The sequence below is a fragment of the Micromonospora craterilacus genome (assembly GCF_003236315.1).
Classification (GTDB): Bacteria; Actinomycetota; Actinomycetes; order Mycobacteriales; family Micromonosporaceae; genus Micromonospora; species Micromonospora craterilacus.
Genome location: NZ_POTY01000542.1, coordinates 1 through 623 on the forward strand (window position 1 = coordinate 1; position 623 = coordinate 623).

1 protein-coding gene is annotated in these 623 nt (G+C 70.8%); it reads right to left on the bottom strand.

Annotated features, from left to right (window positions below; translation table 11 throughout):
* Nucleotides 1-578 (bottom strand): alcohol dehydrogenase catalytic domain-containing protein (locus tag C1I95_RS34335; RefSeq protein ID WP_158566531.1); only part of this gene is annotated, 578 nt, incomplete at its 3' end.
* Nucleotides 579-623 lie beyond the last annotated feature (45 nt).

Sequence of the window (623 nt, forward strand, 5' to 3'; positions counted from 1 at the left end):
CCCCACACCGCCACCACGTCTCCCGGTTTGACACCACCGAGGTGCGCACCCATCCAGCCGGTCGGCGCGGCGTCGGAGGCGAACAGCGCCCGCTCGTCGCTCAGGCCCTCGGGGACGGCGAACGCGCCCTGGTCGGCGTAGGGCACCCGGATGTACTCGGCGTGGCTGCCCGCGAAGCCGCCGAACGCGTACCCGTAGCCGTAGCAACCGCCGGACGCGATGCCCCGGGCGGCCTCGGTGAGCGCGGGGTTCGTGTTGCCGTTGTCGCACAACGAGAACTCCTGTTGCTGGCAGTACCAGCAGCGACCGCAGGAGACGGAGGAACAGACCACGACACGGTCACCCACCCGGTGTTTGCGAACCTGCGGACCGACGTCGACCACCTCGCCGAGGAACTCGTGCCCCAGCACGTCACCACGCCGCACGTAGGGGTCGTACCCACCCAACAGGTGCAGGTCGGAGCCACACGTCGCGGTCTTGCGCACCTGGACGATGGCGTCCTGCTCGTTGCGCAGGTGCGGGTCCGGCACCCGCGTGACGGCCAGTTCGTTCGCGCCCTGCCACACCAGAGCCTTCACCGTCCGCCCTCCCGATGACCCCACGCCGGGCCGACACCCCGCTGC